At 70.1% G+C, this 6055-nt stretch carries 6 protein-coding genes; all 6 read right to left on the reverse strand.

The genetic code is table 11. The features are described 5' to 3' along the window. Window positions 1–14 precede the first annotated feature (14 nt). Window positions 15–659 (reverse strand): 3-oxoacid CoA-transferase subunit B, encoded by a 645-nt coding sequence (locus tag GXW71_RS30785; RefSeq protein ID WP_211856784.1) that lies wholly within the window; start codon window positions 657–659, stop codon window positions 15–17. A gap of 22 nt (window positions 660–681) precedes the next feature. Further along, a complete protein-coding gene (locus GXW71_RS30790) occupies window positions 682–1362 on the reverse strand; it encodes a 3-oxoacid CoA-transferase subunit A (RefSeq protein ID WP_211856786.1) in 681 nt (226 codons plus the stop codon). Beyond that, entirely contained in the window at window positions 1359–2198 is an 840-nt protein-coding gene (locus GXW71_RS30795) for an isocitrate lyase/PEP mutase family protein (protein WP_211856788.1), read from the reverse strand. The genes GXW71_RS30790 and GXW71_RS30795 overlap by 4 nt, the downstream gene beginning before the upstream one ends. A gap of 166 nt (window positions 2199–2364) precedes the next feature. Further along, a complete protein-coding gene (locus tag GXW71_RS30800; RefSeq protein ID WP_211856790.1) occupies window positions 2365–3222 on the reverse strand; it encodes a MaoC family dehydratase in 858 nt (285 codons plus the stop codon). Then, the gene (locus GXW71_RS30805; protein WP_211856792.1) at window positions 3222–5351 is read right to left on the reverse strand and encodes an acetate--CoA ligase family protein; all 2130 of its coding nucleotides are present in this window, start codon (window positions 5349–5351) and stop codon (window positions 3222–3224) included. Before GXW71_RS30805 ends, GXW71_RS30800 begins: the two co-directional genes overlap by 1 nt. Window positions 5352–5664: 313 nt before the next feature. Beyond that, window positions 5665–6055 (reverse strand): SPOR domain-containing protein (locus GXW71_RS30810; protein WP_211856794.1); only part of this gene is annotated, 391 nt, incomplete at its 5' end.

A 6055-nucleotide genomic window follows, 5' to 3' on the forward strand; every position in this document is an offset into this window, starting at 1 on the left:
TTCTCCCGTGATCGTCAAGCAGGCCGATGCAGCTTGGCGCCGCTCTTCGCCTGCAGCTCCTCGAAGCTGACGCCCGGCGCCATCTCCCGCACCACGAAGCCCTGCCCCTTCACCACCTCGAAGATGCCGAGATTGGTGTAGATGCGGCTGACCGCGCCCGGCGCGGTCAGCGGATAGCCGCAGCGCTCCACCAGCTTCGGACGGCCATCCTTGGTGGTGTGCTCCATCATGACCCAGAGCCGCTTGGCGCCGGCCGCGAGATCCATCGCGCCGCCGACCGCCGGCGCCGTGTCATTCTCGCTGGTCGCCCAATTGGCGATGTCGCCATTCTCCGCCACCTCGAAGGCGCCGAGGACGCAGAGGTCGAGATGTCCGCCGCGGATGATCGAGAAGCTGTCGGCGTGGTGGAAGTAGCTGCCACCCTTGCGCAGCGTCACCGGCTGCTTGCCGGCATTGATCAGCCAGGGGTCGACCTTGTCCGCGGCCGGTGCCGGACCCATGCCCAGCACGCCGTTCTCGGAATGCAGGATCACCTCGCGATCCGCCGGGACATGGTCGGCGACCATGGTCGGAATGCCGATGCCGAGATTGACGAACCAGCCTTCCGGGATGTCCCCGGCGAGTTTGGCGGCCATCTGGCCGCGGCTGAAGGGTTGCATGGCAGTGCTCCTCAGAAGCGGCTCAGGCCCAGTCCGGGCCACGATCGACATGGATGACGCGGTTCACGAAGATGCCGGGCGTATGGACATGCTCCGGCTGGATCTCCCCCAGCTCCCGGATCCGGCTGACCTGGGCGATGGTAAGCTCGGCCGCCGTCGCCATCACCGCGTTGAAATTCTGCCCGCTGGCCCGATACGCCAGATTGCCCCAGCGATCGCCTTCCCAAGCCTCGACCAGGGCGACATCGGCATTCAGCGCGTGCTCCATCACATAGCGGCGGCCGTTGAACTCCCGCTCTTCCTTGCCACGCGCCAGCGGGGTGCCGACCGAGGTCGCGGTGTAGAAGGCGGGGACGCCGGCGCCGGCGGCGCGCATGCGCTCGGCCATCGTGCCCTGCGGCACGATCTCCAGCTCGATCTTGCCCAGGCGATAGAGCTCCTCGAACACCGTCGACCCGGCGGAGCGCGGGAAGGAGCAGATGATCTTGCGGACACGGCCGAGTTCCATCAGCCGGGCCAGGCCGGCATGCCCGGTGCCGGCATTGTTGGCGACGCAGGTGAGGCCCGATGCCCCCTGCTCGATCAGCGCCTCGATCAGGGCATCGGGCTGGCCGACGCTGCCGAAGCCGCCGATCAGGACGGTCGACCCGTCCCGGATGCCGGCCATCGCCTCGGCCATGGTGGTGACGATCTTGTTGATCACGTCGGTGTCTTCCCTTGAGCCGCCCGGGAGGCGGTGATCAGCGCGGTGATCTCGGCACTGGTCGGCGCGCCGGCCAGGGCGCCGAGATCGCCCGCGCGCAGATGCTTGGCCGCTTCGACCAGCGCGCCCATCGCATGGCGATAGAGCACGCCGCCGAGGCTCACCCGCTTTACTCCCGCGGCGGCGAGGGTGGCCAGCGGCACGGGGCCGCTCCGCGGGCCGAAGACGACATTGACCGGCTTGGGCGCGACGGCGCGGACCACCGCCTCGATCGCCGCCATGTCGGGCAGACCCGGGGCGTAGAGCACATCGGCCCCGGCTTCGGCGAAAGCGACCAGCCGGCGGATGGTATCGTCGAGGTCCGGGCGGCCCTGCAGGAAATTGTCGGTCCGCCCAGTGAGCAGGATGCGGCCCTTCGCGGCCTTGGCAGCCGCCTTCACCCGCGCCACTGCGTGGTCGAAATCATGGATCGGACGGGCCGGATCCGCTGTCGTGTCCTCGATCCCGAGCCCCGCAAGCCCGCCCGCGATCGCCGCCTCGACCGTCGCGGCGCAATCCTCCGGCGAGGGCCCGAATCCGTCCTCCAGGTCGCCGTTCACCGGCAGGCCGGTGAGGCGCCCGATGAGTGCGGCATTGTCGATCGAGACCTCGCGGCTGAGCTCCGCGGTGCCATCCGGCACCCCCATCGCGAAGGCGATGCCGAGCGAGGTGGAGGCGAGCGCCGGGAAACCGGCGCGCTTGAGCAGCAGCGCCGAGGCACCATCCCAGGGGTTCGGCATGATGAAGGCGCCGGGTGCCTCATGCAGGGCGCGGAAGGCTTCGTAGGCGGTGCTCATGGTTTAGCTCCCTAAGGCTGGGGGAATGAATTCCCCCAGACCCCATCTTTTGTCTTTGCCAATTGGTACCGGCCGCTTCGGGCAGGACCAAAATGATAAAAATAAAAGATGGGGGTCGGACGTATACGTCCGACGGGGAATTCATTCCCCCGATCTTCCTCACCGCTCACGCGTGCAAAAACCGGCCGTTGCTGACCACCACCTTGTCCCGCTCCAGTACCCGCGCACGGAAGGCGGCGCCGCCTGCCTGCTTCCAGATCTCGGTGCGGATCGTCTCGCCCGGGAAGACCGGGGCAGAGAAGCGCAGGTCCATGCGCCCGAAGCGCGCCGGGTCATAGCCGCAGAGCGATTTCAGCAGCGCATGGCAGACCACGCCGAAGGTGCAGAGCCCGTGCAGGATCGGCCGGTCGAAACCGGCATCCCGGGCGACATCCGGGTCGATATGCAGCGGGTTGAAGTCGCCGTTCAGGCGATAGACGATCGCCTGCTCCGGCCGGGTCGGCAGGTCGAGCGTGATGTCGGGCGCGCCCTCGGGCTCCGGATGCGGCGGGCGGACCGGGCCCGACGGGCCGCCGAAGCCGCCATCGCCGCGCGCGAAGGTTGTCATCTCGAGCGTCGCGAGCAGTTCGCCGGTCTTCGCGTCCTTCACCTCGCGCGCGGTGTAGATCATGGCGCCCTTGCCGGCGCCGCGATCGACGATGCCGGTGACGCGGGAGGTGCCGATGACCTCGCCTTCGACCGGCAGCGGCTTGTGCAGGATCAGCGACTGCTCGCCATGCACGACCTTCACCCAGTCGACGCCGGAAGCGGGGTCGCGCACCCAGAAGCCGGGATAGCCCAGCACCACGGCAAGGCTCGGCAGGGCCTTCAGCCGCGGCTCGTAGAGGAAATCGAGCTGCGCCTTGTCCATCGGGTCCTGCCCGAGGCCGACCGAGAAATTATAGAGCGCCGTGTCCTGCCAGCGCAGCGTCTGGCGGATCTCGGGGATCGGGAAGTTGAGGAGCTTCTCGTACTCGATGGGCATCAGCGGGTTTCCACTTCGATCACGGCATCGGCCGCAAAGCAGCCCTGGCCTTCCGGCAGGACCAGCACCGGGTTCACGTCGACGGAGAGCAGCCGCTCCCCAGCGGCCGCGGCGAAGCCGGAGAGGTTCGACAGCGCCCGCGCCAGCGCCGGCACGTCGGCCCTGGCGCGGCCACGTGCGCCATCCAGCAGCGGGAAGCCACGGAGCGAGCGGATCAGGCGCTCGGCCTCCGTCGCATCGAAGGGGCAGCGGCGGAAGGCGACATCCTTCAGCACCTCAATGAAGACGCCGCCGAGACCGACCATGGCGACCGGTCCGAAGACCGGGTCGCGCAGGACGCCGAAGGCGATCTCGACCGCGCCCTTGATCTGCTTCGCGATCAGCACGCCCTCGATGCGGGCACCCGGCGCACGCTCCGCCGCGCGGGCCAGCAAGGTGGCGAAGCCCGCACGCACCGCGGCCTCGTCCCCGAGGTCGAGCAGCACACCGCCGATCTCGCTCTTGTGCAGGATGTCAGGCGACAGGATCTTCGCGACCACCGGGAAGCCGATGCGCTTGGCCGCGGCAACCGCGGCCTCGACATCGGCGCAGGCCGCCTCCGGCACCGCGGGCACACCCGCTTCGGCCAGGATGCGCTTCGCCTCGGCCTCGGTGGGCGTGGCCGCGGGGAGCGTCACCTGCGGCAGGGCGACCAGCGCGGCGGGCGCCGCCGCACGGGCGAAGGCGTCGCCGAAGCGGCCCATCGCGTCCAGCGCCACCACGGCGCGGCTCGGATCCTCGAAGACGATGAAGCCGTCTTCCTCATAACCCCTGATGTTCTCGGGCGGCGCGATGACCGACAGCACCCAGAGCCGATCGGGATGCGCCGCGCGCACCGCCGCCAGCTCCCGCTTCAACTTCGGCGCCGCGGTGGTGCTGCCGCCGACCTGGGTGAAGAAGGCGAGGATGGAGGCATAGCCGCCGGACGCCGCCGTCTCCTCCGCGAAGCGCCCGACGATCGCCATGTCGTTCAGCGCCTGCGCCGTGCAGTCGACCGGGTTGCGCGTTGCCGAGAAGCTGACGAGCTGCTTGAGGCGCGCCTGGGCATCGGCTGGCATCTCCGGCATCGGCAGGCCGATCTGTTCGGCCGCGTCCGAGATCAGCACGCCGGCGCCGCCCGAGACGGTCAGCACGCCAAGCGTGTTGCGGGCCGGGTAGATGCGCCTGGTCGCCGCGTAGGCGATGTCCAGCATCTCCTCCGTCGTGCGGGCGCGCACCACGCCGAACTCGTCGAGCACCGCCTGGGTCACCGCATCATCGCCGGCGATCGACGCCGTGTGGCTCTGCGCCGCGGCGGTGCCGAGAGCGCTGCGGCCGACCTTCATCAGCACGATCGGCTTGCGGTTGCGCCGCGCGAGGTCGAGGGCCGCGATGAAGCGATCGCTCTCCCGGATGCCCTCGGCATAGGCGCAGATCACCTGCACCTCCTCGGACTGCGCCATCCAACCGATCACCTCGCCGAGCGAGACGTCCGCCTCATTGCCGGTGGTGACGCAGACCGGCGTGCCGAGCCCGCGGGCGCGGGCGAGCGCGAAGAGATGCGTGCCGTAGGCGCCGGACTGGCTGGCGATGCCGATGGTGCCGGGGATCGGCCAGCCCTGCTCGAAGCTTGTCGAGAACATCGGGTAGAAGCCGACCGCCTGGTTGAAGAGGCCGAGGCAGTTCGGGCCCAGCAGCCGCATGCCATGCCGGCGGGCGGCCGCCACCAGCGCTTCCTGCGCCCGTGCGCCGGCCTCATCCACTTCCGAGAAGCCGGCGGTGAAGCAGATCGCGGTGCGGCAGCCCCGGGCGCCAAGCTGCTCGACCGCATCGAGCGCGGCGCTGCCCGGCACGGCGATGATGGCGGTGTCCGGCGCCTCCGGCAGGTCGGCGGGTGCGGCATAGGCGCTGAGCCCCTGCACGGTGTCGCGCTTCGGGTTCACCGGCCAGATGGCGCCCGCAAAACCCTGGCGCTGCATATAGGCGATGGGCCGGCCGCCGATCCGCGTCGGGTCGTCGGACGCGCCGATCACCGCGACCGAGCGCGGGCGGACCATGGGATCGAGGGCGGAGAAGTCGAGGCTGACGGTCGTGTGGCCCACAATGGGCATGACGTATCCCCTGGCGGAATATTCTTGTGGGCGGAGGGTGCGGCAGCCGCGGGATCGCGGCAAGACCCGAAGCACCGAAAACAGAAACAGGGCGGAGCTTTCGCTCCGCCCCTTTTCAGGCCTCAGGCGCCGGCGCAGCCTCCGGCTGCTTGGCTTGCGCGCTGTCGGGTGCGCACTGGCGGCAACTGTTGGTCGCGCGCGGGGCCGCATTCGCGGCCCCGGTCTGCATCGGCTGGCGCCTCGCAGCCCGCCGAATCCAGTGGCGGCCTATGGCCGCTTGGCCCTCGCCCTCCGAAGCCTTGGCGAAGGAGGGTCAGGCGCCCGGCGCGACCACCGAGCAGTCCCGATTGCCGCGCGAGCGGAGCCGGCTGCAGGCGGCTTCCGCGGCGTCGCGCGAGAGGCCGGTGACGCGGGCACGGTAGAGCCGTGTGCGGCCCGCCGCGACCGGCTGCACGTCGGTGCGGGAGCCCAGCAATGCGATCTGATCGCGCACCTGGCCGGCGGCGTTGCGGGCGACATTCTCGGAGGAGAAGGCACCGACCTGCACGCCCCAATTGGCGCGGCCGCCAGCGGTCGGGCGTTGGGCGGCCGGCAACGTGCTGGCCTGGGCGATGCCGGTCTCGGCCAGGGCGAAGTTCTCGGCCGGGTAGGACCAGACGCCGCCGAGGCGATAAGGCTGGCCCACCAGATACCGTGGCTGCGGG

The organism is Plastoroseomonas hellenica (assembly GCF_018129085.1).
In the GTDB taxonomy this organism is placed as follows: domain Bacteria; phylum Pseudomonadota; class Alphaproteobacteria; order Acetobacterales; family Acetobacteraceae; genus Plastoroseomonas; species Plastoroseomonas hellenica.